The 23,033-nt window shown below is 69.9% G+C and carries 21 protein-coding genes; 12 read left to right on the top strand and 9 right to left on the bottom strand.

Going from position 1 to position 23,033, the window contains the following annotated elements; genetic code table 11:
* The first annotated feature begins 84 nt into the window (after positions 1–84).
* Both ACFVMC_RS22165 and ACFVMC_RS22160 read left to right on the top strand, forming a co-directional pair.
* Entirely contained in the window at positions 85–1,308 is a 1,224-nt protein-coding gene (locus ACFVMC_RS22165) for an MFS transporter (protein WP_379212986.1), read from the top strand.
* Complete coding sequence (locus ACFVMC_RS22160) at positions 1,305–1,868, top strand: GNAT family N-acetyltransferase (protein WP_379212984.1); 564 nt, start codon at positions 1,305–1,307, stop codon at positions 1,866–1,868. The genes ACFVMC_RS22165 and ACFVMC_RS22160 overlap by 4 nt, the downstream gene beginning before the upstream one ends.
* 1 nt (position 1,869) lies before the next feature.
* Here ACFVMC_RS22160 and ACFVMC_RS22155 read toward each other — a convergent pair whose 3' ends face one another.
* Complete coding sequence (locus tag ACFVMC_RS22155; RefSeq protein ID WP_379212982.1) at positions 1,870–2,622, bottom strand: alpha/beta fold hydrolase; 753 nt, start codon at positions 2,620–2,622, stop codon at positions 1,870–1,872.
* Between the two features lie 107 nt (positions 2,623–2,729).
* Between ACFVMC_RS22155 and ACFVMC_RS22150 the strand changes: the two genes are divergently transcribed.
* From ACFVMC_RS22150 to ACFVMC_RS22140, 3 genes are all read left to right on the top strand, one after another.
* Positions 2,730–3,617, top strand: a complete 888-nt coding sequence (locus ACFVMC_RS22150; RefSeq protein WP_379212981.1) for an ABC transporter ATP-binding protein — start codon at positions 2,730–2,732, stop codon at positions 3,615–3,617.
* Between the two features lie 28 nt (positions 3,618–3,645).
* Positions 3,646–4,425, top strand: a complete 780-nt coding sequence (locus ACFVMC_RS22145) for an ABC transporter permease subunit (RefSeq protein WP_379212979.1) — start codon at positions 3,646–3,648, stop codon at positions 4,423–4,425.
* A 77-nt stretch (positions 4,426–4,502) separates the two neighbouring features.
* The gene (locus ACFVMC_RS22140; RefSeq protein ID WP_379212977.1) at positions 4,503–4,997 is read left to right on the top strand and encodes a GbsR/MarR family transcriptional regulator; all 495 of its coding nucleotides are present in this window, start codon (positions 4,503–4,505) and stop codon (positions 4,995–4,997) included.
* A 1-nt stretch (position 4,998) separates the two neighbouring features.
* On the opposite strand, the gene ACFVMC_RS22135 is transcribed toward ACFVMC_RS22140, so the two are convergent.
* Together ACFVMC_RS22135 and zapE are read right to left on the bottom strand one after the other, a co-directional pair.
* Positions 4,999–5,781 (bottom strand): tyrosine-protein phosphatase, encoded by a 783-nt coding sequence (locus ACFVMC_RS22135; protein ID WP_379212975.1) that lies wholly within the window; start codon positions 5,779–5,781, stop codon positions 4,999–5,001.
* A gap of 27 nt (positions 5,782–5,808) precedes the next feature.
* Positions 5,809–6,828 (bottom strand): cell division protein ZapE, encoded by a 1,020-nt coding sequence (gene zapE, locus ACFVMC_RS22130; RefSeq protein ID WP_379212973.1) that lies wholly within the window; start codon positions 6,826–6,828, stop codon positions 5,809–5,811.
* Between the two features lie 35 nt (positions 6,829–6,863).
* Between zapE and ACFVMC_RS22125 the strand changes: the two genes are divergently transcribed.
* The 4 genes from ACFVMC_RS22125 (at position 6,864) to msrB (ending at position 11,023) form a co-directional block, all read left to right on the top strand.
* Positions 6,864–7,625 (top strand): pyrimidine reductase family protein, encoded by a 762-nt coding sequence (locus ACFVMC_RS22125; RefSeq protein ID WP_379212971.1) that lies wholly within the window; start codon positions 6,864–6,866, stop codon positions 7,623–7,625.
* Between the two features lie 25 nt (positions 7,626–7,650).
* Positions 7,651–9,210: an alpha/beta hydrolase gene (locus ACFVMC_RS22120; protein WP_379212969.1), complete on the top strand. Its 1,560-nt coding sequence runs from the start codon at positions 7,651–7,653 to the stop codon at positions 9,208–9,210.
* A gap of 62 nt (positions 9,211–9,272) precedes the next feature.
* Positions 9,273–10,607, top strand: a complete 1,335-nt coding sequence (locus tag ACFVMC_RS22115) for a glycosyltransferase family 87 protein (RefSeq protein WP_379212968.1) — start codon at positions 9,273–9,275, stop codon at positions 10,605–10,607.
* Positions 10,604–11,023: a peptide-methionine (R)-S-oxide reductase MsrB gene (msrB, locus tag ACFVMC_RS22110; RefSeq protein ID WP_379212966.1), complete on the top strand. Its 420-nt coding sequence runs from the start codon at positions 10,604–10,606 to the stop codon at positions 11,021–11,023. The genes ACFVMC_RS22115 and msrB overlap by 4 nt, the downstream gene beginning before the upstream one ends.
* Positions 11,024–11,039: 16 nt before the next feature.
* Here the strand turns inward: msrB and hemQ are convergent, their stop codons facing one another.
* The 3 genes from hemQ to hemE all read right to left on the bottom strand — a co-directional run bounded on the left by hemQ (position 11,040) and on the right by hemE (position 14,289).
* The gene (gene hemQ, locus ACFVMC_RS22105; protein ID WP_379212964.1) at positions 11,040–11,735 is read right to left on the bottom strand and encodes a hydrogen peroxide-dependent heme synthase; all 696 of its coding nucleotides are present in this window, start codon (positions 11,733–11,735) and stop codon (positions 11,040–11,042) included.
* A 51-nt stretch (positions 11,736–11,786) separates the two neighbouring features.
* On the bottom strand, positions 11,787–13,133 hold the full coding sequence (locus ACFVMC_RS22100; protein WP_379212962.1) for a protoporphyrinogen oxidase: 1,347 nt from the start codon (positions 13,131–13,133) through the stop codon (positions 11,787–11,789).
* A gap of 85 nt (positions 13,134–13,218) precedes the next feature.
* Positions 13,219–14,289 carry a uroporphyrinogen decarboxylase gene (hemE, locus tag ACFVMC_RS22095; RefSeq protein WP_379212960.1) on the bottom strand — a complete coding sequence of 357 codons (1,071 nt, stop codon included), beginning with the start codon at positions 14,287–14,289 and terminating at the stop codon, positions 13,219–13,221.
* Between the two features lie 128 nt (positions 14,290–14,417).
* On the opposite strand from hemE, the gene ACFVMC_RS22090 reads away from it, so the two are divergent.
* Together ACFVMC_RS22090 and ACFVMC_RS22085 are read left to right on the top strand one after the other, a co-directional pair.
* Positions 14,418–15,056, top strand: coding sequence for a DUF3000 domain-containing protein (locus ACFVMC_RS22090; protein ID WP_379212958.1), 639 nt, complete (start codon positions 14,418–14,420; stop codon positions 15,054–15,056).
* A 77-nt stretch (positions 15,057–15,133) separates the two neighbouring features.
* A complete protein-coding gene (locus tag ACFVMC_RS22085) occupies positions 15,134–16,411 on the top strand; it encodes an HRDC domain-containing protein (RefSeq protein WP_379212956.1) in 1,278 nt (425 codons plus the stop codon).
* Here the strand turns inward: ACFVMC_RS22085 and dxs are convergent.
* Positions 16,408–18,306 (bottom strand): 1-deoxy-D-xylulose-5-phosphate synthase, encoded by a 1,899-nt coding sequence (dxs, locus tag ACFVMC_RS22080; protein WP_379212955.1) that lies wholly within the window; start codon positions 18,304–18,306, stop codon positions 16,408–16,410. The two genes, ACFVMC_RS22085 and dxs, sit on opposite strands and share 4 nt — an antisense overlap.
* 237 nt (positions 18,307–18,543) lie before the next feature.
* On the opposite strand from dxs, the gene ACFVMC_RS22075 reads away from it, so the two are divergent.
* Positions 18,544–19,281, top strand: a complete 738-nt coding sequence (locus ACFVMC_RS22075; RefSeq protein ID WP_379212954.1) for an SIMPL domain-containing protein — start codon at positions 18,544–18,546, stop codon at positions 19,279–19,281.
* Between the two features lie 69 nt (positions 19,282–19,350).
* Here the strand turns inward: ACFVMC_RS22075 and ACFVMC_RS22070 are convergent, their stop codons facing one another.
* On the bottom strand, positions 19,351–20,916 hold the full coding sequence (locus ACFVMC_RS22070) for a class I SAM-dependent RNA methyltransferase (protein ID WP_379212952.1): 1,566 nt from the start codon (positions 20,914–20,916) through the stop codon (positions 19,351–19,353).
* Positions 20,909–22,924 (bottom strand): APC family permease, encoded by a 2,016-nt coding sequence (locus ACFVMC_RS22065; RefSeq protein WP_379212950.1) that lies wholly within the window; start codon positions 22,922–22,924, stop codon positions 20,909–20,911. The genes ACFVMC_RS22070 and ACFVMC_RS22065 overlap by 8 nt, the downstream gene beginning before the upstream one ends.
* Positions 22,925–23,033: the final 109 nt, after the last annotated feature.

Here is a 23,033-nt window from a genome sequence, read left to right as displayed (position 1 = left end):
GCGTGCGAAGCCTCCTCCCACAGGGGGATTCGAAGGAGCACGATTTCGGCCGTGCCGCGCGCGGACGGCGACTACCCTCCGGGAATGAGTTCGATCGCGTCGGGTCTGCGACGTGCCCGGGCCGCCGATTCGGTGGCGTTCGCCCTGCAAGGTTTCTTCTTCGCCGTGGTGCTCACCGAATTGCCGCAGCAGCAGGACGAATTCGGGCTCTCGGACGGCCTGATCGCCGGATCGATCGTGGTGGTGTCGCTGCTCGCGGGCGGCGGCAGCGTGCTGGCCGAACAGCTGGCGGTGCGCTGGTCCAGTCGCGCCACCTTGCGTCTGGGACTGGTGCTGATCAGCGGCACGGGCGCGGGGATCGCGTTCGCGCCCACCACACCCGCGCTGCTGGCAGCGCTGTGCTGCTACGGCGTCGCGCTCGGCATGGTGGACGCGAGCACGAACATGCAGGCCGTGTTCATCCAGCACGGGTACGGCACCTTCATCCTGGCCTCGTTCTACGCGGCCTGGAGCGCGGGATCGATCACGGGCGCGCTCTTCGTCGCCGGAGCCGAGAGCCTGGACGTCCCCCTGCGCGAAACCTTGCTGGCCGCGGCGATTCTGGTGCTGATCGCGGGCGCCGCGCTGGGACCGTGGCTGCTCGGTACCGACGCGGCCGAGGCGAGCACCACCGAACAACCCCCGCGCGACGCACTGCCCGAGGTCGCCCTGCGCGCCTATCTCGCCTTCGGTATCGCGATGGCCCTGGTCTTCGGCATCGATCTCGCGGTCGGCAGTTTCTCCGCGCTGTACCTGGAAAGCGACGTCCTGGGCGCGACGGCGGCGACCGCGGCGCTGGGACTTGCCGCCTACCAGGGTTCCTCGCTGCTCGCCCGCCTCACCGGCGATCGCTGGGTGCGCCGCTTCGGCCCGCGCCGGGTGGTGCGGGCCGCCGCGGCGATCGGTGTCGCGGGCCTGGCGCTGGTGGTCGCCGCGCCCGTGCCGGGCGTGGCCATCGCCGGATTCCTGATCGCGGGGTTCGGGCTGCCGGTGATCGCGCCGCTGTGCTTCGGCGAGGCCGGGCGGCTCGCCGCCGGACCCGCGCTGGACTCGCTGATCGCGCGACTGAACCTGTTCAACTACGCGGGCACACTCATCGGCGGCGGCCTGGTGGGCGCGCTCGCGGCTGGTGCGGGTCATCGGATCGCCTTCGTGGTCCCGATGCTGTTCGCGGCGGCGCTGTTCGGGCTCGCGACCACGTTCCACACCCGTCCGCAGACGGGCGTCGAAACGATCGGTGGCGGCGGACATGTTTCACTGGACAAATGACAGCATCGCGCAGTGAATCCGTGGGAGACGCGCCGGTCACCGTGGATCGGGCCGGACTGTGGGATGCCGAGGCACTCAGCGACGTCGCGGCCGCGACCTTCCCGCTGGCGTGCCCGCCCGACGCCACCGCCGAGGACATCGACCTCTTCATCGCCGAGGTGCTCTCCGGCGAGCGGTTCGGCGAATACCTGAACGACCCCGACTACACCGTCCTCAAGGCGGTGGCGGCGGACGACATCGTCGGCTACGCCATGCTGCACGCGGGCGAACCCGCCGATCCCGAGGTCGCCGCCGCGGTCGATCTGGCCCCGGTGGTCGAGATCAGCAAGATGTACGTGCTGCCCGGCCACCACGGCAGCGGTATCTCCACGGCGCTGATGCGCGCGGCGCTGGAGCTGGCCCGAGAACAGGGCGCGGCCGGCGTCTGGCTCGGGGTGAACCAGCGCAACGAACGCGCCCAGCGCTTCTACGGCAAGCACGGGTTCCGCCGCGTCGGTACCAAGACTTTTCTGGTCGGCAAGCAGCTGCACCACGATTACGTGCTGCGGCTGGTGTTCTGAGCTACTTCAGGAACTCCACCAGCGCCGCCGCGAAATCCGGGTCGGCCACGGCCATCAGGTGATCGCCGGGGACGACGACCGCGCGCCCGTCCGGTAGCGCGGCCGCGAGCCGTTCGGGTTCGGCCGCGAACGGGTCGGCGTCGCCGGCCAGGACCAGCGCGGGCACGGTGATGCCGGCCAGCGAGTCGATCGGTGCTTCGTCGAGCCCCTTGGCGACCGCTTTGATCGCGTCGACGTCGGCGTGCACCGCGTCGGCGAGTACCCGGAACATGCGGGCCACCGGTGTCGCGGCCGACCCGTCCCCCGTCATGGCCGCTTGCAGGTCGTCGATGTCGATGACGCGCCGGTCGATGCCGCCGCAGTCCAGCACGCCCGATCCGATCCCGCCGACGACCAGCTTGCGCACCCGCGGGTCGGAATCGGCGACCAGCAGCGAGATCACCCCGCCCATCGAATATCCCACCTGCGCGACCTCGTCCAGGCCGAGTTCGTCGTAGAGGGCGCGCACGTCGCGGGCCATGGCGTTCCAGGAGTAGCGGGCGGGGTCGTGCGGCTTCGCGGAGCGTCCGTGTCCACGCGCGTCCAGCGAGATCACGGTGTGCCCGGCCGCTTGCAGGGCGCGCACCACGCCCATGCCGATCCAGTTGGCGCCCGTGTCGGCGACCACGCCGTGCTGCAGAACGACCGGGATGCCGGTGCCGGGCCACACGCGGTAGCCGAGCTCCAGGCCGTCCCAGGTCTCGAACTTCGTCATGTCCGCAGCATAGTGACGCCGATCGCAGGTCTTGACAGTTCATGAAGTTCAGTCTTTACTGAACATACCGATACTTACAGAACTTCATAGACCTTCGAGGAGCAGCTATGACCGCCGCGATTCGCACCGCCGGGCTGACCAAGCACTACGGCAAGCATGTGGCATTGACCGACCTGGATCTGGAGGTCGCGCAGGGTGAGGTGTTCGGCTTCCTCGGGCCGAACGGCGCGGGCAAATCCACCACCATCCGGATCCTGCTGGACCTGATCCGGCCCACCTCCGGCACCGTCGAAGTCCTCGGCGTCGACCCGCGCAAGGGCGGTGCCGAACTGCGCCGCCGCATCGGCTACCTGCCCGGGGAACTGACCATCGAAGGCCGCAACACCGCCGCGGACCTGCTGCGCTTCCTGGCCGACCAGCGCGGCCACGCGGTGTCGGCCCGGCGCATCGGCGACCTGGCCGACCTGCTGGATCTGGACCTGTCCAAGAAGGTCGGCGCCATGAGCAAGGGCAACAAGCAGAAGGTCGGCATCATCGCCGCCTTCATGCACCAGCCCGACCTGCTGATCCTCGACGAACCCACCTCCGGCCTGGATCCGCTGCTGCAACGACGGTTCCTGGACCTGGTGAGCACCGCCAAGGCCGACGGCCGGACGGTCTTCATGTCCTCGCACATCCTGACCGAGGTGCAGCAGACCGCCGACCGCGCGGTCATCATGCGGGCCGGTCAGCTGCTCGGCACCGAGAACGTCGAGGACCTGCGCCGCCGTTCACCGCGCTCGGTCGAACTGGTCTTCGGTGAACCGGTGCACCCCGCCGATTTCGACCGCCTGCCCGGCGTGCGCGACCTGCGCGTCGAGGACACCACCGTGCGCTGCACCACCGAGGGCGAGGTCGACGAACTGTTCAAAACCGCCGCCAAATACCAACTGGTGAGCGTGCTTTCCACCGAACCCGATCTCGAAGCCATCTTCTTCAGCCTCTACGGCCGCTGAACCACCGACCACCACAGGAGAATTCGTCATGACCCGCTCGGTTTTCACCCAGACCCTGAAGGAACAGCGCCGCGCCCTGATCGGCTGGTCGGTCGCCCTGGCCCTGGTCCCGATGCTGTACCTGCCGTCCTACCAGTCGCTGAAAGAGCAGGGCTCGCTCGACATCGAGCAGAACGCCATGTACGACGCGATGGGGCTGAGCGACTTCGCCAGTGCCACCGGCTATCTGAACTCGACCGTGTACTCGCTGCTCGGCCTGATCCTCATGCTGATCTTCGCCGTCACCAGCGCCGCCCGCACGGTCACCCAGGAGGAGAACGGCACCCTGGACCTGCTGCTGGCCCAGCCGGTCGGCCGAATCAGCTTCCTGGCACAGCGATTCGGCGCACTCGCGGTACAGACCGCGGTGGTCACCGCCATGCTGACGCTGGGCGTCACCGTCGGGGCGAGCCAGGGCGCGCTCGACATCCCCACCGGCAATATCGTCGCCGCCGGCGCCGGCCTGGGCCTGCTCACCCTGACCGTCGGCGCCCTCACCCTGCTGATCGCGACCTGCACCGGAAAGCGCGCCGCCACACTGGCTTCGGCGGCCCTGGTGATCGTGGGCGGCTACCTGGCCAACAACCTCGGCGGCATGTCCGACGGCACCGAATGGCTGCGCAAGCTGTCACCGTTCTACTACGCCAACGGCTCCGCGCCGCTGGTCAACGGTGTCGACGCCGGGCACTTCGCGGTCCTGGCGATCCTGATCGCCGCCGCCGTGGCCGCCGCCCTCGCCGCGTTCGACCGCCGCGACCTCGCGGTGTAACCGTGCATCCGGACGGTGCGGGCGACACAGCCCGCCCCGTTGTCCATGTCCGCTACGACCGAAGGGATACTCGACCAATGGGTACGCACGACGACCGGACCGCCGCCACCCCGGAACAACTCGCGTTCGTGGAGGACTTCGCTCTCGTCCTGGAACGGATGGGCCTGGTCCGGATGACCGGCCGCGCGGCCGGCTGGCTCATGGTGTGCGATCCGCCCGAGCAGACCTTCGCCCAGATCGCCGAGGCGCTACAGGCCTCAAAGGGCTCGATCTCCAACGCGCTCAAAGCCCTGACCACCATGCGCTGGGTCGACAAGGTCTCCAAGCCCGGCGACCGCAAGGACTACTACCTGCTGCGCAGCGGAATCCTGCCGGAACTCACCCGGCAGCAGAGCGCCATGTACACCGATCTCACCGCCATGACCTCACGCGGCCTCGCGCTCTTCGACGACCCGGACGGCCAGGACGCCGCCCGGGTCCGCGATATGCACGACTTCTTCATCTGGATCGCCAAGGAACTGCCCGCGCTGATCGACCGCTGGGATGCCGAGCACGCGCAGGCGAAATCCTGACTCAGGCCAGCAGTTTCGCCCGCAGCGTCGCGACGTCGTCGGCGTGCAGCCCCAATCCGTCGCGCACGTAGTTCTCGAAGCCGCCGTAGGACTGATCGACCTGATCGAAGGCGCCGTCCAGCCACGCCTGCTGCACCCCGTTGAGTCCGTCGCCCTCCGTGGCGCCGCGGAAGACGTTGGACAGCAGGTAATCCTGGGTGACGGTGGCGCGGTCGACGCCGAGGATCGTCAACAGCACGGCCGCGGCCCAGCCGGTGCGGTCCTTGCCCGCCGTGCAGTGGAACAGCACCGTGCCGTCGGTGTCGATGATGTCGCGCAGCACGGTGGCGAAGGCGGTGTTCGCGCCCGGCGCGGTGATGAACGCGCGGTACAGGTCGTCGCCGCCGGTGAGGGTGGTGACCAAGGTCTGCGGCGGCGCCTGGCCGATCACGTCGGCCCAGCGTTCGGTCGCGCCTGCGGGTACCCGGTCCGGTGCGATGCTCCGCTCGAAGACGGTGCGCAGATCCTCGACGACGCGGACGCCGCCGAGCGCGGTCAGATCCTCGGGGGTGGCGTTGTTGAGCTGACCGGTGCGATACACCAGGCCGGTGCGCACCGTACGACCGTCGGCGGTGCGATAGCCGCCCACGTCACGGGCGTTCTGCACGCCGGTCAGATGCAGTGCGCGGTCGAAGTCGGCGACCGCGGGCGGCACGGCGGGCGCGGTCGCCACGACCGGCCCGAAGACGACCGTGAGGCCGGTGGCCGCGGCGACACAGCCGCGCCGTACACGAGCTCGAGACACGGAAAGTCCCTTCGTCGGTGTGGCGGGCTAGGCGGCCGCGGCTTCGAACCGGGACAGCGCCAGGAGCCGGGAGATCGCCCGCAGGTATTTCTTACGGTAGCCACCCTCGATCATCTCCGGCGAGAAGATCTCGTCCAGCTTGGCGCCGGAGACGGTGACCGGGATGCTGGCGTCGTAGAGCCGGTCGGCGAGCACGACGATCCGCAGCGCGACCGCCTGATCGGTGACCGGGTGCACGCCGGAGATGTACACCGACGACACCCCCGAGATCAGCGCGCCGTACTTCGACGGATGCAGCGTGCTCAGGTGCTTCAGCAGCGCGTCGAAGTCGTCGAGCGTGGAATGCGGTGTGGCCGAGGCGCGTTCGACCAGCGACTCCGGCGAGGTGGGCTCCGGCGCGGGCGGCAGATCCCGGTGCCGGTAGTCCGGCCCGTCGACCCGCACGGCCTCGAAGATCGCGCCGAGCTTCTTGATCTCGCGCATGAAATCCTGTGCCGCGAAACGGCCCTCACCCAGCTGACCGGGCAGGGTGTTGGAGGTCGCGGCGATCGAGACACCGCGCGCCGACAGCTCGGTCAGCAGCCGCGACACCAGCATGGTGTCGCCCGGGTCGTCGAGCTCGAACTCGTCGATGCACAGCACGCTGTTGCCGGCCAGTCGCTCGACCGCGTTGTTGAACCCGAGCGCGCCGACCAGATTGGTGAGCTCGCCGAAGGTGCCGAACGACTTGGGCGCGGGCGCGCTGTGGAAGATCGAGGCGAGCAGGTGGGTCTTGCCGACGCCGAATCCGCCGTCCAGGTACAGGCCCGCTCCGCTGACCGGCTTCTTCTTGCCGAACAGGCTCTTCTTGTTGGCCGCCTTGTGAATCGCGGTCACCTGCTCGGCGAACCGGCCGGCCTTGGCCACCGCGGCGGCCTGGCTGGGCTCGTTCGGATCGGGGATGTAGGAGGCGAAACTGACCTCGTCGAACATGGGAGGCGGCACCATCTGGGCGACGAGTTGGTCCGCGGGCACCTCCGGGTGCCGGTCGACGAGGCGTTCTTGCATGGACAAAGCGTACGGACGTGGTGTGATCGGTAGTCATGCAGCGTATCCCCAATGCGATCCAGCTCACAGAACTGACCGCGGACCGCCTAGCCGACCTCTACGCCTACCCCGCCGCGCTCGACGCGCCCTGGGTGCGCACCAACTTCGTCTCCAGCATCGACGGGGCCGCGACCGCGGGCGATGTCTCCCAGGGCCTGGGCACACCCGCGGACAAGACCGTATTCCTGCTCCTGCGCGATCTGGCCGATGTGATCCTGGTCGGCGCGGGCACCGTGCGCGCCGAGAACTACGGCGGCGCGCGCACCGACGCCGCCCGCCGCCGCCGGCTGCACGAGCGGGCCATCGGCGGGCACCCCGACGGCGCGCCGCCGCCGCTCGCCGTGGTCACCGCGAGCGCGGCACTGGAACCCGGCAGTCGCCTGTTCACCGACACCGCGGTGCCGCCGCTGATCCTGACCACCGCCGCCGCGCCCGCCGACCGCAAACAGGCGATCGCCGACGCGGGCGGTGAGGTGATCGAGGTCGGCGGCGTCGCCTGCACCCAGAAGGCGATCCTGGCCGCGCTGGCCGAACGCGGACTGTACCGGGTGTTATGCGAGGGCGGACCGCACTTACACGGCGAGCTGCTCGAGGCCGACCTGGTCGACGAGCTGTGCCTGACCACCGCACCGGTCCTGATCGGGGGCACCGCCCGGCGAATCACCCTGTCCGCCCACGAATTCCAGACCACCATGCGCCGCCGGCACGTCCTGCTCGACGACGACGGCACCATCCTTACCCGGTGGGTCCGGCGCTGAGCCCGCCTGTGGCAGGCTGTAGCGCATGCGCTGGACTCGAGCCGCCGTCGCGGCCTCGACACTGTCGATCGTTCTCGCGGGATGTGGGGCGGGCCCCTCCGACCGCCCCGGTGTCGCCGTCGAACGCCCGGTCGTCGGCAACGCGCCGGTCACCTCGGTGGTCTCGCCTGCGCCGCAGCGGGCCGCCGTCCCCAAGACCGACCTGAGCTGGCGCGACTGCACCACGCCGACGCTGAACCTGCTCGGCCTCGGTCCCGCTCCCGGCGGCCTGGTCCTCGAATGCGCCGAATTCTCGACACCGATCGACAGCCAGGGCACCGTGCTCGGCAGTTTCCGCACCGGCGCGATGCGTGCCCGGCTGCCGCAGACTCCCGCCGACGCGCCGCCGCTGGTGCTCACCTCCGGCACCGACCGCTCCTCCACCGCGACCCTGGCCGGACTCGCCGTCGGCAGCGGCGGCGCCGGGCCGCTGGCCACCCGGCCCATCGTCGCGGTGGACCGGCGCGGTATCGGCACCTCGCAGCCGATCGACTGCCTGCCCGCCGAGATCCGCAGCGGTCTGGCCGACAACGGCCAATTCGGTTCCGGCGCGGGCAATCCCGCCGAGGCCATCTCGGCGCTGAGCCAGGAGGCCACCATCTCCTGCCGCGACTTCCTCCAGCCCTACGAGGGCATGTTCGACGCGCCGCACGCCGCCGACGACATCGAACAGCTGCGCAAGCAGTGGCAGGTCGACACCATCGACCTGATCGGCACCGGCAACGGCGCCCGGGTCGCGCTCAGCTACGCGCGCAAGTTCGGCGACCATCTGTCACGGCTGATCCTCGACTCCCCCGAAGCCGTCAACACCGACTCGGTCACCCGCGAAGAACAGCGCTTACAGGGCGCCGAGGCCGCGCTCACCGCCTTCGCCCAGCGCTGCCAGGGCATGAACTGCGCGCTGGGCGCCGACCCGCGCGCCGCCGTCGCCGACCTGGTCACCACCGCGAGCACCGGCGGCCTCGGCGAGATCTCCGCCAAAGCGCTGCTCACGACGATCACCGGGTTCCTCGGCAGCCCGCGCGCCGACCAGTCGGGGCGGATCGCCGAACTCGCCGACGCGCTCGCGGCCGCCGAGCGCGGCGACCGCGCCGCGCTCGGCAAGCTGATCCTGCGCGAATCCGCGGCGACCGCGGGCGACGGACAGTTCGTCAACCGGTGCACCGACACCCAGCAGCCGCCCACCCCCGGCAAGGCCACCGAGCTGGCCACGCTCTGGTCGCAGAAGTACCCGGTGTTCGGCCGCAGCGCGGCGCTGGGCCTGCTGGCCTGCTCGGCCTGGCCGGTACCCTCGCCCGCGCCGCTGCCGGAGAAACTGAATCTGCCGGTCCTGGTGCTGAATTCGGTCGCTGACCCGGTCACGGGCAATGCCGGAACCGCCTCGGTGACCGGCGCGCTCGGCGCCGCGGGCGCCCGCCACGCCACGGTGAGCTGGCAGGGCTGGGGGCATCCGGTATTCACCCATTCCGGGTGCGGACAGCGCGCGCTGCTGGAATATCTGGCCGACGCCGAGCTGCCCGCGGACGGCACCGCCTGCCCTGCTTGATCTTCCGGGTCCGCTCGCCGCGCCCGGAAGCACCGCCCGGCAAACGCCCGTAACCGAATCCGGTGTACGGTGCGCCAGTGTTACTTCGACAACTCGAGCCACGCACCGCTCGTACTACCGCCGAGGTGATCAAGTTCGCATTGTGGCCGATTGCGGTCATGACCGTGCTGAACCGGGTCTTCATCAAGGCTGTGAACGGATTCATCACCGATGATTTCCGGCCCGTCTACGACGCGTCGTTCGCCTTCCTGAACGGCCGGCCCGTCTACACCGCGAACTTCGACTCTGTCGATCCGCACTACCTGTATCCGCCGAGCGGCACGCTGCTGTTCGCGCCCGTCGCCGTCATCGACTACGAGAAGGCGCGCTGGCTGTTCATCCTGCTCAACGCCGTCGCCATTCTGATCGCCTGGTATCTGCTGCTGCGCCTGTTCAAATACAGCATCAGATCCGTGGCGGCGCCGGTGGTGCTGCTGGCGATGTTCATGTCCGAGACCGTGATCAACACGCTGGTCTTCACCAATGTCAACGGCTGCCTGCTGCTGGCCGAACTGCTGTTCATCCGCTGGCTGATCCAGCGCCGTGATCTGTGGGCGGGCGCGGTCATGGGTTTGAGCATCGCGGTGAAACCGACCCTGGCGCCGCTACTGCTGATCGCGCTGGTGCGCGGGCAGTGGAAGGTGTTCTTCACCGCGATCGGCGTGCCGCTGGTGCTCAACGCGATCGCCTGGCCGCTGGTGAAAGATCCGATGGACTTCATCCGGCGCACCTTCCCCTACATCGGGCTCACCCGCGACTACTTCAACAGCGCGATCGGGGGCAATGCCGAGTACTACGGGTTGCCCGTCTGGCTGACCTGGACCCTGCGCCTGAGCATGGGCGCCGTCGTCGCGCTGACCCTGTGGATCCTGTACCGCTACTACCGCGAGGACGAACTGTTCTTCATCACCACGTCCTCCGGCGTGCTGCTGATCGCGTCCTGGCTGCTGTCCTCGCTGGGGCAGATGTACTACTCGATGCTGGTGTTCCCGTTCCTGATGTCGGTGGTGCTGCGCAATTCGGTGCTGCGCAACTGGCCGGCCTGGCTGGCCGCGTTCGGGTTCCTGTCCTACGACAAATGGCTCTCGGACCGATGGCCGAGTATCGGACGCGACCTGGAGTACCTGCGCATCACCTTCGGGTGGGGGCTGATGCTGCTCGTGGCGTTCTGTGTGCTCGGTGACCGGTACCTGAACGCGCGGCGCGAAGGGCGACTCGTCGCCGGGCAGAGCCTGGATCCGGCCTGGATGCTCGACGCTCCCGATCCGCGCGCTCGAGCCGGGGAACCGCCGGTGGCAACCCCTTCGGCCAATGGCTCGACCCCCTCGGCGGCGAAACGTATTAGCGTGGAGCCATGAGTTCCGATCTTCCCGAGCCACGCATCACGCTGACGCCCCAGGAGTGGAAGGCGAAGCTGAACCCCGAGGAGTACGCGGTCCTGCGCGAAGCGGGGACCGAACGGCCTTTCGTCGGCGAATACACCGACACGAAGACCGAGGGCGTCTACACCTGCCGCGCTTGTGACGCCGAATTGTTCCGCAGCAGCGAGAAATTCGACTCGCACTGCGGATGGCCGTCCTTCTTCGACCCGGCGAAATCCGACGCCGTCATCCTGCGCCCCGACAATTCCCTGGGCATGACCCGGGTCGAGGTGCTGTGCGCCAACTGCCACAGCCACCTGGGCCACGTCTTCGAGGGCGAGGGCTACAACACGCCCACCGATCAGCGCTACTGCATCAACTCGATCTCCCTGCGCCTGCATCCGGCGGAGTAGGCGCAGGGCGCACGAGTCAGGGCAGGGACGCGATGAGCGCGGCCGGTTCGACGCGCGGACCGGTGTAGAAGGGGATCTCCTCGCGGACGTGCAGGCGGGCCTCGGTGGCGCGCAGATCGCGCATGAGATCGACGATGCGGTGCAGTTCGGGAGCCTCGAAGGCCAGGATCCACTCGTAGTCGCCGAGGGCGAAGGAGCTCACCGTATTCGCCCGGACATCGGGGTAGCCGCGGGCGGCTTTGCCGTGATCGGCGAGCATCTTGCGGCGTTCGTCATCGGGCAGCAGGTACCACTCGTAGGAGCGCACGAACGGGTAGACGCAAATGTAGTTGCCCGGGTCCTCGCCCGCGAGGAACGCCGGAATGTGGCTCTTGTTGAACTCGGCGGGCCGGTGCAGCGCCACATTGCTCCAGACCGGGGTGCTGGCCCGGCCGAGCTCGGTGGTGCGCCGGAAATCGGCGTAGGCGGCCTGCAGATCCTCGACACGCTCGGCATGGGTCCAGATCATGAAGTCGGCGTCGGCGCGCATCCCGGCGACATCGTAGATCCCGCGCACCACGATGCCCTTGTCCTCGAGTTCGGCGAAGAACGCCTCCGCGTCCGCGACCGCCTTGGCCCGATCCTCCCCCAGGACACCGGGCTTCACCTGGAACACCGAGAACATCAGATACCGGATGGTGGAATTGAGGGCCTGGTAATCGAGTCGTGCCATACCCCCATCGTGCCATTGCGATACCCGGCCCCGGATCCGGGCCCGCGACGGTCAGGACAGGGCGGTGGCGACGCGGCGCGCGGCGGCGTCACCGGAGGCGACGCAGGCGGGCACGCCGACTCCGCGCAGGTACGCGCCCGCGACTGCGAGCTTCGCCAGATCCGCTGTGGCGGACTCGATTTCGGCGACCCGGTCGGTGTGCCCGGGCGCGTACTGGGCCAGGCCGCCGGGCCAGCGCCGCACGGTCGCGCCGAGCGGATCGATCGGAACTCCGGTGACCCGGGCGAGATCCTCGGCGGCCACGGTGACGAGGTCCGCGTCGGACCAGGACAGGGCCGAATCGTCGCCGAACTTGCCGAAGGAGACCCGGACCAGAGCGCTGTCGCGGGCGGCCAGATGCGGCCACTTGCGGCTGGAGAGCGTGAAGGCCTTGGCCCGCAAGGCTTCACCGGTGGCCACCAGAATGCCGGAATTGTCCGGGAGCGGGGTGTGGCGCGGCAGCGCCAGCGCGACCACCACCGAGGACGACAGCTCGATCCCGGCCGCGGCGGCCGCGGCCACCGGGGACACCGTGCGCAGCAGCCGCGCGGTCACCGGGGCCGGTGTCGCGAGCACGACGGCGTCGACCGCGCCGAACGGGTCCACCACCCAGCCGCCGGTCGACCGCGCCAGCCGGGTGACGGGCGAATCGGTGACGACGCGCGCGCCGGACTTCTCGGTCAGCGCGGCCAGCAGCACGCCGTAGCCGTCGCGAATACCGCCGAACACCGGCGTATTCGACGGCGGCGGCAGCGCGGCCGCCACCGCGTGGGTCAGGCTCGGCGCGCCCGCGTCCAGAGCGGCCGCCAGCGTCGGCACGGCCGCGCGCACGCCGATCGACCGCGAACTCCCCGCGTAGACGCCGCCGAGCAGCGGATCGACACTGCGTTCGGCGACCTGCGCGCCGAACCGATCGGCGATCAGGCTGTAGACGTCGAGATCGGCATCCGGGTACCAGGTGAACGGCCGCTCGGGTTCCGCGGCGATCCAGGCCACGGTGTCCTCGTCGACGAGCCCGCGCATCTGCTCGGCCCGCGCCGGAATGCCCATGAGCGTGCCCTCGGGCAGTGCGTGCGCGCTGCCACCGGACCAGAGCAGCGGGCGCTTGCCCGCGGGCAACACCAGTTGGGTTTCCAGGCCGAGCTCACGCAGCAGCGCCGGTACCTCCGGGCGGCGGCCGACGAATGCCTCCGCGCCCAGATCCAATGGCTCCCCGGCTACTTCGCCCGTGTACAGGATGCCGCCGACCCGGTCCGCCCGATCGGCCACCAGGATGTCGGCCGCCGGGCCGAGCAACGTCCGCAACCGGTACGCCGCGACCAGGCCGCTGATTCCGCCACCGACGACCGCGATTCTCATAGCAGCGACGGTATCCCCGGACCGTCGTCGGCCGCCGACCGGCCCGTGCCCCGGTTACCCGGCTCACACACCGCTACGGCCCGATTCAGGCGGTAGGTCCGGGCAGACTGTGGATCAGTTCGACGGTCGCGGTGATGACGCCCGGGTCGGTCTCCGGCATGACACCATGCCCGAGGTTGAAGATGTGGCCCTTGGCGCCGAGTACGACGGCCTCGTCGGCCTCACGGCAGATCCGGCGCACCTCGGCCTCGATCGCCGCGGGCCCCGCGAACAGCACGGCGGGATCGAGATTGCCCTGCAACGCCTTTCCGGGCCCGATCCGGCGCACCGCCTCGTGCAGCGGCACCCGCCAGTCGACGCCGACGACATCCGCGCCCGCCGCACCCATCGCGCCGAGCAGCTCACCCGTGCCCACCCCGAAGTGGATGCGCGGCACGCCCGCGCCGGCCAGCTCGGCGAACACCCGCTCCGAATGCGGCAGCACGAACCGGCGGTAGTCGGCCTGCGACAGCGCGCCCGCCCACGAATCGAACAGCTGCACCGCGTCGACCCCGGCCGTCAACTGGGCTTGCAGGAACGCGATGGTGATGTCGGTGAGCGCACCGAGCAGTTCGTGCCAGGTCGCCGGGTCGGCGTGCATCATCGCCTTGGTGCGCTCGTGCTGCTTGCTCGGGCCGCCCTCGACCAGATAGGAGGCGAGGGTGAAGGGGGCGCCCGCGAAACCGATCAGCGGGGTGTCGCCGAGCGCGGTGGTGAGCAGCCGGACGCCTTCGGTGACCGCGCCCACGTCCTCGGGGCGCAGCCGCGGCAGCGCCCGCACGTCGGCCGTCGTGCGCACCGGTGACGCGACGACCGGGCCCACGCCGGGCACGATGTCCAGATCGATCCCGGCCGCCTTGAGCGGAACGACGATATCGGAGAACAGGATCGCCGCGTCCACGCCGTGGCGGCGGATCGGCTGCATGGTGATCTCGCAGACCAGCTCCGGATCGAAACAGGATTGCAGCATCCCGATGCCCTTGCGCAGTTCGCGGTACTCGGGCAGGGAGCGGCCGGCTTGGCGCATGAACCACACCGGCCGCCGGCTGGGGGCCGCGCCGGTGGCGGCGGCCAGGAACGGGGCATCGGTCAGCTGGCGACGGGTGTAGGTAGTCATCACGGCGATCCTATCCATCCGTGAACGCGCGAACCGACACCCTCACCACGCGAACGCCAAATCGCGAACAGCGTTGTGTGCGGCGCGCCTCCGCCCGCACGACCGCGACACGGTCTACGGTCGCTTCCGTGACACCGCTCGACTTCCGCGACGGCGCCGCATCGACCGAGGGCTCCCCCGCCGAACCGCCAGGATTTCGAGCCGCCGTCGCTGCGATGGGCGCCGCATCCGTGCACCCCCGCATCGAGCTCGCGCCGATCCGCCCGCCCCAGCGGCTGGCGCCGTACTCCTACGCGCTCGGTGCCGAAGTCAAACACGCCGAAACGCCCGCCGTGCCGGAGGATTCCGAAGGCGACGCGTTCGGCCGCCTGATCCTGCTACACGACCCGGACGGCGACGAGGCCTGGCACGGCACCTTCCGGCTGGTGGCCTACATCCAGGCCGATATCGACGCCGCGCTGGCCGGAGACCCGCTGCTGCCCGAAGTGGCGTGGAGCTGGCTGGTCGACGCGCTGGAGTCACGGCCGGAGCCGTACACGGCGCTGGGCGGCACCGTCACCTCGACGAGTTCGGTGCGCTACGGCGATATCGCGGGTCCGCCACGCGCTCACCAACTGGAGCTGCGCGCCTCCTGGACCGCGACCAGCACCGAGATGGCGCCGCACGTCGAAGCCTTCTGTGAAGTACTCGCCTATTCGGCCGGTCTGCCGCCCGCCGGGATCACCCATCTGCGGCCGGACCCGCATCCCATCGATGATCCGAACTGAAGTATTCACGGACTTTCCCTGGTTAGGCTTCCGGGTCTGGAGCTGATACCGCCGACAGCAACGTAAAGTTCACCCCTATGCCGGTTGCTGACGAGCCCATCGAAGGGTGCAGTGTGGAAGAAGAGAACACAGTCGAACCACTGCTCGCCCCGCACGATGGTGTGCCGCCGGTGCTGATCACCGCCGAGGAGGTAGCCGAGGCCGCCGCGCGGCTGGCCGCGGGCACCGGACCACTGGCCGTCGACGCCGAACGCGCGTCCGGCTTCCGGTATTCGGCCCGCGCGTACCTGATCCAGCTGCGCCGCGCCGGTTCCGGCAGCTTCCTGATCGATCCCATCCCGGTCGCCGACGCGCTGGCGCCCCTCGCCGCCGTCGTCAACGAACTCGAGTGGGTGCTGCACTCCGCCGACCAGGATCTGCCCGGACTGGCCGAACTCGGATTGCGCCCCGCCCGGCTCTACGACACCGAATTGGGCGGCCGGCTGGCCGGATTCGAACGGGTCGGGCTGGCGGCGATGGTGGAGAAACTGCTCGGCCGCGCGCTACGCAAGGGGCACGGCGCCGCCGACTGGTCCACCCGCCCGCTACCCGACGACTGGCTCAACTACGCGGCCCTGGACGTCGAACTGCTGCTCGAGCTACGCCAGGAAGTCGCCGCCGCGCTGGAGGCACAGGGCAAGAGCGACTGGGCCGCACAGGAATTCGAGCACGTCCGGGCCAGCGAACCGCCCACGCCGAAAGCCGACCGGTGGCGGCGCACCTCCGGTATCCACACCCTGCGCAAGACCCGCCAGCTCGCCGTGGTCCGGGAGCTATGGACCGCCCGCGACACCCTCGCCCGCTCCCGCGATGTCGCCCCCGCCCGGATCCTGCCGGACGCGGCCATCGTCTCCGCCGCCACCGCGGACCCGCGCACCATCGCCCAGCTCCGCGCCCTGCCCGTCTTCGGCGGGCCGCGTCAGCGCCGCTACTCCCGGGAATGGCTGGCCGCCGTCGACCGCGCCCGCGCCCTGCCCGACGACGGCCTCCCCACGCTCACCCAGTCCTACGACGGTCCGCCGCCGGTGAACCGGTGGGAACGGCGCGACCCGGTCGCCGCCGCCCGGCTGACCCGCGCGCGCACGGCCATGGGCGAGCTGTCGGTCAAACACGCGATCCCCGTGGAGAACCTGCTCTCCCCCGACCTGGTCCGACGGCTGTGCTGGGACGGGTTGCCGTCCTACACCGAGGTCGGCACCAGCGCCGACCTATCCGCCGCCATCGACGAATTCCTCGCTTCCGGCGGCGCCCGGCCGTGGCAGCGCGAACTCGCGGTGCCCGCCCTGACCGCCGCCCTGCTGCCCGCGAACGACTAGTTCGCGTCCAGCCAGCCGCTGATCCGGCGGGCGATATCGGGTGCGGTGAGCCCCAGCTCCGCGTGCAGCGCATCGCGGGACGCGTGCTCCAGGAACTGCTGCGGCACACCGAGATCGCGGGTCGGCACATCCACCCCGGCCGCGCGGATCCGCGCCGACACCGTCGACCCGATGCCGCCGTGCAGACCGCCGTCCTCCAGGGTGACCACCAGGCGGTAGTTCTCGGCGAGTTTGACGATGGTGTCCGATACCGGCAGCACCCAGCGCGGATCGATCACCGTGACCGAAATACCCTCGGGCTCCAGCTGTTCGGCAACCCGCATGGCGGTCGCGGCGAACGGGCCGACCGCGATCAGCAGCACATCACCCCGACCGGCCTGGGCCGAACTCGCGTCGGTGGCGGCCAGGCGCAGCACGTCGACGCCCTCCAGCCGCTCGACCGCGGTGATGTCCTCGCCGACACTGCCCTTCGGGAACCGGATGACGGTGGGCCCGTCGGTGACGGCCAGCGCCTCGCCCAGCTCCTCGCGCAGGGTCGCGGCATCGCGCGGCGCGGCCACCCGGATCCCCGGGATGATGCCGAGCAGCGAGAAGTCCCACATGCCGTTGTGGCTCGCGCCGTCCGGGCCGGTGACGCCGGCGCGATCCAGCACCACGGTGACCGGCTGTTGGAGCAGGGCGACATCCATCAGCAGCTGATCGAAGGCGCGGTTGAGGAAGGTCGAGTAGATCGCGACCACCGGGTGCATGCCACCCAGGGCCAGACCGGCGGCCGAGGTCATGGCGTGCTGCTCGGCGATGCCGACATCGAACATGCGCTCGGGAAAGCGCTCGCCGAACGCGGCCAGACCGGTCGGGCCGGGCATGGCGGCGGTAATCGCCACGATGTCCTCGCGACCTTCGGCGTGTGCGATCAACTCCTCGGAGAACACCGAGGTCCAGCCCGGGGCCTTCTTGCCCGCCAGCGGACGGCCGGTCAGCGGGTCGATCGGGTCGCAGGCGTGCATCTGGTCGGCGACGTGGTTCTCGGCGTGCTCGTAGCCGTGGCCCTTCCGGGTGACCGCGTGCACCACCACTGGGCCACCGAAATCCTTGGCCCGGCGCAGCGCGGCCTCCAGGGCGAGGATGTCGTGCCCGTCGACCGGGCCGACGTACTTCAGCCCGAGATCGCTGAACAGTTCCTGCGGGCTCACCGCGTCCTTGATCCCGGCTTTGACCGCGTGCACCATCGAATACGCCGATTCGCCCACCCGCGGGATGCTCTTGATGATGCGCTTGCCCGCGTCCAGGGCGTGCTCGTAGGCGGGCTGGGTGCGCAGGGCGGTCAGCCGGTCGGCCAGGCCGCCGATGGTGGGCGCGTAGGAGCGGCCGTTGTCGTTGACCACGATCACCACCGGGCGGTCGTGCGCGCCGGCGATATTGTTCAGCGCCTCCCAGCACATGCCGCCGGTCAGGGCGCCGTCACCGACCACCGCGACCACATGCCGATCCTGCCCGGTCAGCGCGAACGCCTTGGCCAGGCCGTCGGCGTAGGACAGCGCCGCCGAGGCGTGCGAGGACTCCACCCAGTCGTGCGGGCTCTCGGCGCGGCTCGGGTATCCGGAGAGCCCGTCCTGTTTGCGCAGCGAATCGAACCGGTCCTTGCGGCCGGTCAGTATCTTGTGCACGTAGGCCTGGTGGCCGGTGTCGAAGATCAGGGGGTCGGCCGGGGAGTCGAAGATCCGGTGCAGCGCGATGGTCAGTTCCACCACACCGAGATTGGGCCCGAGATGGCCTCCGGTGGCCGCGACCTTCTCGACCAGGAAATCACGAATCTCCGCCGACAGCTCACGCAGCTGCGGCGCGGTCAGCTCACGCAGATCTTCGGGCGTCTCGACCCGGGAAAGCACTCCCACCTGAACTCGCTCCCTCCGGATAGCGCAATCTGATCCGATCAGTCTACGGAGCCGCGGGGGTACCCCTGCTCCACATCAGCCTGTCACCAGGGGTCACGGCCGCGAAATGTGAGTCTCCACACGAATGTACGCGCTCGGGCCCGGGGCCATACGGTACCCGTCCGGTTCCGGGGGACGATCTCGGGCGCTCGTCCGTTGCTTGCACAGGACCCGTGATCCCGCGACCCGAGGAGAGCCGTGAGCAAAGGAAAGAAGAAGGACAAGCGCCGCGAGATCGAGCTGGCCGACTGTGGCCCCGGATGCTGCGGATTCGCCGAAACGGAGACGGTCGCCGGGACGGTGACCACCGCCGGTACCGGCGCCGCGAGCGCCGCGCCGGACCTGATGCGGGTCACCGTTTCGGTCGAGGCCCGCGCCGATACGGTCGTGCTCGCCTACGGCACCGCAGGTGAACGCGTGACGGCCATCACCGAGTCGCTGCGGGCGGACGGCGTGCCGGGTAGCGACATCGCGACCACCGGCCTGTCGGTGCGCACCGAGACCGAATGGACCGAGCAGCGCGGTCAGCGGATCACCGGCTATGTCGCGGCAACCGACCTCACGGTGGCATTGCGGTCGATCGGCGAGTCCGCCGACCCGAGCCCCGCCGACATCATCGCCCACTGCGTCGAAGCGGGCGGCGACGAAGTCCGGCTCAACGGACTCACCCTCGGTTTCGCCGACGAGGCCGCGCTCCTGCGCCAGGCCCGCGACGCCGCCTGGGACGACGCCCTGGCCAAAGCCGAGCAGTACGCGGCCCGCGCCGGAACCACCCTCGGCCCGGTGCTCGAGATCACCGAGGACTCGGGCCCGCGCCCGCCCCGCCCGGTCGCCCGGGCGCGCGCCGCCATGATCGCCGAATCCGCTTCGGTCCCGGTCGAACTCGGGGCCAGCGAGGTCGCGGCGAGTATCCGCGTCACCTGGCAACTGGTTTAGCGGGCGATGGGTTCGCCAGGGCACCCGAGCACGGTCCAGGTGCTCGTAGTCGGCGGACCATGCCGCGCCTCAGCGTTGCAGCAGGGCCAGGCATTCGACGTGGTGGGTGCCCGGGAACGCGTCGAAGGCGCGGAGCTCGGTGAGGGTGTAGCCGGCGGCCTGGTAGAGGCCGAGGTCGCGGGCGAAGGAGGCGGGGTCACAGCCGATGTGGATGATGCGGGCCGGATCCGCGTCGGCCAGGGCGGCGATGACGGTCTTGCCCGCGCCCGCGCGGGGCGGATCGAGGACGACGGCGGCCGGGGACGCGCCGGAGGCGTGCTCGGCGATCCAGCGTTCGGTGCGGTCGGCGCGCAGATCCACCCAGGGCAGATCGTGCAAAGCGGCGTTGCCGTCGGCGACGGCGGTGCGGGCGAATTCCACCGCACGCACCGCACCGTCGGCACCCACCTGTTCGGCGAGCCGTGCCGCGAACACGCCCGCGCCGCTGTACAGATCCCAGGCCAGATCGCCCGATTTCACCCCGGACCACTGCGCGATCAGATCCGAATAGCATTGCGCCGCATCCCGATGCGCCTGCCAGAACCCGGTCGCCGACACCTCCCAGCGCCGCCCGGCCACATATTCGACCGCCCGCCCGCTGCCCGCCAGCACCCACTCCTCACGCGGAGCATGCGTCGCGGCCCGCCGCGCGGCGGCATGACGACGTTCACGGCCCGCACCCTGCTGCGCACGCCCCGAATCCGTAGCGCCCGGCCAGTCCGCTCCGGACCGATCCGAATCCGGCCCATGTGGTCCACGGCCCGACTTCTCAGCCCTGGACCAGTCGGCAGAACTCGCGCCGCTCGCTCCACCACCCGGATTATCAGCACCAGGCCATTTCTGACCGTGATCCGAATTCTCCGCACCGCGTGCATTGGAGTTCGTGCCGCGCGGGCCGTATCCCGGGCGACCACCGCGCCCGCGCGAGCGTCCGTCGGTGTCGGTGCGGCCCCGGCCGCGGCGCTGACCGGCGCGCGGATCCACCTCCGCCGGGGCGAGTTCCACGATGTGCCGGACACCGTCGCCGTCGACGGCGACCACCAGTTCCGAGCCCGGGGTCCACGCCCGCTCGGCGATCCCGTCCATCGCGCCCGGAACCGGTTGGGGGCAGCGCAGATCCGTGATCACCCCGGTGCTGCGGTAGCGATGGACACCCGCGCGTCCGTGCGCGTCGACCGCCAAGCGGACCCGGGTGCGCCAGCCGCCGGTCGCGTCGGCGGGATATCCGGTGATGGGTTCGACCACGATCTCGAGATCCAGGTCGGCGAGCCGTCGCAACTGCTCGGCGACCACCGTCGCCTTCAGGGCGCGCTGGGTGGCGGGGGTGGCGTAGGAGAAGTCGCAGCAGCCGGCGCCACCGGGCCCGGACACCGGGCACACAGCGGGCACTCGATCCGGTGACGCCTCCAGGATCTCGACCGCGTCGGCGCGGCAGAACGATCCGCCGCGATCCTCGGTGACCACCGCGCGCACGAGTTCGCCGGGCAGCCCGTGCCGCACGAACACCACCCGCCCCTCGTGCCGTCCGACACAGAATCCGCCGTGCCCGGGCGGCCCGAGCCGGATCTCGAATTCGCTTCCCCGCCAGTCACTCATCTCGGGCACTCGGCACGCTGGTCGTACGATCCACGTATCCGCGGCGCACCGCGCCCGGCGCACTGATGTCGCCGGGCTGACGCGCCCGCGTCGAGGAGCTGAGCTGCCAGGGCACACTGGTCACCATCACGCCGGGCTCGAACAACAGCCGTCCCTTGAGCCGCAGCGCGCTCTGGTTGTGCAGCACCTGCTCCCACCAGTGACCCACCACGTATTCCGGGATGAACACGGTCACCACGTCGCGGGGCGCGTCCTTGCGCACCCGTTTCACGTAATCCAGGACGGGCTTGGTGATTTCGCGGTACGGCGATTCGATCACCTTGAGCGGCACCGTGATCTCGCTGCGTTCCCATTCGCGCACCAGCGCGCGAGTGTCGGCGTCGTCGACGTTCACCGTGATCGCCTCGAGCGTGTCGGGGCGGGTGGCGCGCGCGTAGGACAGCGCGCGCCGTGTGGGCAGATGCAGTTTGGACACCAGCACGATGGAATGCGAACGGCTCGGCAGCACACCATCCCATTCGTGAGCTTCCAGCTCGCGCGACACCGAATCGTAGTGGCGGCGAATCATCTTCATCACCGCGAAGATCGACACCATGGTCAGGATGGCGATCCAGGCGCCCGCGAAGAACTTGGTGATCAGCACGATGACCAGCACCGTCGCGGTCATGGTCAGGCCGATCGCATTGATCACCCGCGAGCGTTTCATCCGCGCCCGGTGCGCCGGATCGGTCTCGGTGCGCAGCAGCCGGGTCCAGTGCCGCAGCATGCCGGTCTGGCTGAGCACGAACGAGACGAACACACCCACGATGTAGAGCTGGATGAGCTTGGTCACCTCGGCGCCGAACACCACCACGAACGCGATCGCCGCGCCCGACAGGAACAGGATGCCGTTGCTGAACGCGAGCCGGTCGCCGCGGGTGTGCAACTGCCGGGGCAGGTAGCGGTCCTGCGCCAGAATCGAACCCAGCACCGGGAAACCGTTGAACGCCGTGTTCGCCGCCAGCACCAGGATCAGCGCCGTGACGGCGGTGATGAAGAAGAACCCGATCGGGAAGCCGTGGAACACCGATTCGGCCAGCTGGGCGATCAGGGTCTTCTGCTGGTAGTCGGCGGGCGCGCCGATCAGGTCGTCGGTGTCGTGGGCGTAGACGATGCCGAGCTTCTGGGCCAGGATGATGATGCCCATGAGCAACACGATCGCGATGGCACCGAGCATGAGCAGGGTGGTGGCGGCGTTGCGGGACTTGGGTTTCCGGAAGGCGGGCACACCGTTGCTGATCGCCTCCACACCGGTGAGCGCGGCGCAACCGGAGGAGAAGGTGCGGGCCAGCAGGAACGCGAACGCCAGCCCGTAGAGGCTCTCGTCCTCGGCGTCGATGTCGAAGCCCGCGGATTCGACGTGCAGCGTCTCCCCCAGCACGTACACCTGGAACAGGCCCCAGCCCAGCATCGCGAACATGCCGAAGATGAACGCGTAGGTCGGAATCGCGAACGCCTTACCGGATTCGCGCACACCGCGCAGGTTGATCGCGGTCAGGATCGCGATGGCCACCACGGCGAACAGCACCTTGTGGGTGGCGACGAAGGGAATCGCCGAACCGATATTGGACGCGGCCGAGGAGATCGACACCGCCACCGTCAGCACATAGTCGACCAGCAGCGCCGACCCGACGGTCAGGCCCGCAGTCGGCCCCAGGTTGACCGTGGCGACCTCGTAGTCGCCGCCGCCGGACGGGTAGGCGTGCACGTTCTGGCGATAGCTGGCCACCACCACGGCCATCACCAGGGCGACGGCCACACCCACCCACGGCGCGTACATGTAGGCCGAGATGCCCGCCACCGACAGCGTCAGGAAGATCTCCTCCGGCGCGTAGGCGACCGACGACATCGCGTCGGAGGCGAAGACCGGGAGTGCGATTCGCTTCGGCAGCAGGGTATGGCCCAGCGAATCGCTTCGGAAGGGCCTGCCCAGCAGCACGCGTTTGGCTGCCGTCGTCAACTTGGACACTGGAGCGAGCATAGATCCCCGCAGGCCCGATCACCCGCCGGGTGCGCGAACGCGACACGCGATGCTCGAGGTTTGACGCCGAACCGAAGCGGGAACGTGGGGCGTGGGG

Origin of the sequence: Nocardia sp. NPDC127579, assembly GCF_042672005.1 — a bacterium.
In the GTDB taxonomy this organism is placed as follows: Bacteria; Actinomycetota; Actinomycetes; order Mycobacteriales; family Mycobacteriaceae; genus Nocardia.
Note: the sequence above shows the minus strand (reverse complement) of the source record. Positions and strands in the feature narration are given on the sequence as shown.

Excerpts from the sequence above, each read along its gene's own strand:
- ACFVMC_RS22165 (WP_379212986.1), top strand. The coding sequence starts at position 85 with ATGAGTTCGATCGCGTCGGGTCTGCGACGTGCCCGGGCCGCCGATTCG.
- ACFVMC_RS22160 (WP_379212984.1), top strand. The coding sequence starts at position 1,305 with ATGACAGCATCGCGCAGTGAATCCGTGGGAGACGCGCCGGTCACCGTG.
- ACFVMC_RS22155 (WP_379212982.1), bottom strand. The coding sequence starts at position 2,622 with ATGACGAAGTTCGAGACCTGGGACGGCCTGGAGCTCGGCTACCGCGTG.
- ACFVMC_RS22150 (WP_379212981.1), top strand. The coding sequence starts at position 2,730 with ATGACCGCCGCGATTCGCACCGCCGGGCTGACCAAGCACTACGGCAAG.
- ACFVMC_RS22145 (WP_379212979.1), top strand. The coding sequence starts at position 3,646 with ATGACCCGCTCGGTTTTCACCCAGACCCTGAAGGAACAGCGCCGCGCC.
- ACFVMC_RS22140 (WP_379212977.1), top strand. The coding sequence starts at position 4,503 with ATGGGTACGCACGACGACCGGACCGCCGCCACCCCGGAACAACTCGCG.
- zapE (WP_379212973.1), bottom strand. The coding sequence starts at position 6,828 with ATGCAAGAACGCCTCGTCGACCGGCACCCGGAGGTGCCCGCGGACCAA.
- ACFVMC_RS22125 (WP_379212971.1), top strand. The coding sequence starts at position 6,864 with ATGCAGCGTATCCCCAATGCGATCCAGCTCACAGAACTGACCGCGGAC.
- ACFVMC_RS22120 (WP_379212969.1), top strand. The coding sequence starts at position 7,651 with ATGCGCTGGACTCGAGCCGCCGTCGCGGCCTCGACACTGTCGATCGTT.
- msrB (WP_379212966.1), top strand. The coding sequence starts at position 10,604 with ATGAGTTCCGATCTTCCCGAGCCACGCATCACGCTGACGCCCCAGGAG.
- hemQ (WP_379212964.1), bottom strand. The coding sequence starts at position 11,735 with ATGGCACGACTCGATTACCAGGCCCTCAATTCCACCATCCGGTATCTG.
- ACFVMC_RS22100 (WP_379212962.1), bottom strand. The coding sequence starts at position 13,133 with ATGAGAATCGCGGTCGTCGGTGGCGGAATCAGCGGCCTGGTCGCGGCG.
- hemE (WP_379212960.1), bottom strand. The coding sequence starts at position 14,289 with ATGACTACCTACACCCGTCGCCAGCTGACCGATGCCCCGTTCCTGGCC.
- ACFVMC_RS22085 (WP_379212956.1), top strand. The coding sequence starts at position 15,134 with ATGCCGGTTGCTGACGAGCCCATCGAAGGGTGCAGTGTGGAAGAAGAG.
- ACFVMC_RS22070 (WP_379212952.1), bottom strand. The coding sequence starts at position 20,916 with ATGAGTGACTGGCGGGGAAGCGAATTCGAGATCCGGCTCGGGCCGCCC.